At 56.1% G+C, this 1555-nt stretch carries 1 protein-coding gene; it reads left to right on the top strand.

Annotation, left to right across the window (positions count from 1 at the left end; genetic code table 11):
- On the top strand, window positions 1-1427 hold a 1427-nt coding region (locus QVO51_RS07290; RefSeq protein WP_288167982.1), incomplete at its 5' end, for a non-ribosomal peptide synthetase.
- Window positions 1428-1555 lie beyond the last annotated feature (128 nt).

Raw genomic sequence — 1555 nt, forward strand, 5'->3', positions numbered from 1 at the left:
ACAGCCGATGGGCAGACCAGCTGCGCCGTCTGTCGGATATCACTCTGGTGAATCTGGACAGCGTCCCCTCCTCCGATGGGAAGTCCATCGCCTTTCAGCCCTCCGCACCCGAGGATATTGCCTACATCATCAACACCTCCGGCACCACCGGCATGCCCAAAAGCATCCCCCTCCGGCAGGACGGTCTGGTAAACTGCCTGCTGGAAACCAGAGCATACTGTAATCTGACTGAAGGGGATCGGCTGCTGGCCATCACCAACTACTGTCACGATATGTCCGTCTTTGATCTGTACGGCTCTCTGATTTCCGGCGCCGCTGTAGTGTTCCCGGATGCGGAACGGGAGAAGGATCCCTGCCACTGGGCAGAACTGATTGCCGCTTACGGGATCACCTTCTGGAATTCCGTACCGGCATTTCTGGAGATCCTGCTGGCGGCGGAGATTCCCCATCCGGAAACCGCATTTGCCAGCCTACGGAACATTCTCACCGGCGGGGACTGGATCCCGGTGCCCCTTGCAAAACAGATCCGGCATAGCTTCGTAAATGCCCGGCTTACCAGCGTAGGCGGCCCCTCTGAAACCACTGTGTGGAATATCTGGCACACAGTCACGGATGCCGACCTACAAGGCAGCTTCATCCCCTACGGCAAGCCCATCCCCCACACCAACTACTTTGTATTGGATGAACGGGGCAGCCTGTGTCCGCCCTTGACAGAGGGCATCATGTTCGTAGAGGGCATGGGTGTCACGCCAGGCTATATCGGTCTGCCGGAGGAAAACCAGAAGAAATTCACCCTGTTCCAGGGGCGACGGGTCTATAACACCGGCGACCGGGGTATGTACCTGCCGGAGGGCACGGTGAAGATCCTGGGCAGAATGGATCAACAGGTGAAAATCAACGGCAAGCGCATTGAACTGGAAGGAATCCAGGAGGTACTGCAATCCCTGCCGGGGGTATGCACAGGCGCTGTCCTGGTATCCGATCATACAAAGGCGCTGACCGGCTTTTACACCGCCCGGACAGAGCTGGATCCACAGACACTGATCCAACAATTGAAGGAGCGGCTGCCCTCCTATATGATCCCGGCGCAGCTGGTGCAGATCCCATCCATGCCCATCACCCAAAACGGAAAAGTGGATATACCGGCGCTCCGGCACATGGATGTGAAACCCCTGCAAAAAGCAGAACCGGCGGCTGCACCTGACTCCGAAACGGAAGCGGCATTGCTGACGCTTTGCCGGGAGTTGTTTGAGAATCCGGATATTACGCCGGAAGATGATTTCTTTGTTATGGGCGGAAACTCCATCACTGCCATCCGGCTTTTATCCCGGATTCGTCAACAGTTCGGTGTCACGCTTACCATCTACGATATTCTGAACACACCGCAGATCAACCAGTGGGCGGCACTGATTGATCAACCTGTGTAAATATACAAACAGCGGCTCTGCATGGCGTTTATGCAGTGCCGCTGTTTTTTGCTATACCATTGGTTTCTGACGGTGGCTCGTCAGTGGACAAGAGAACCCGGGAATACAGAAACCGGCTGGACAGTCAG

This window comes from Ruminococcus sp. CAG:379 (assembly GCF_000434255.1).
Lineage (GTDB): Bacteria > Bacillota > Clostridia > Oscillospirales > Ruminococcaceae > Ruminococcus_F > Ruminococcus_F champanellensis.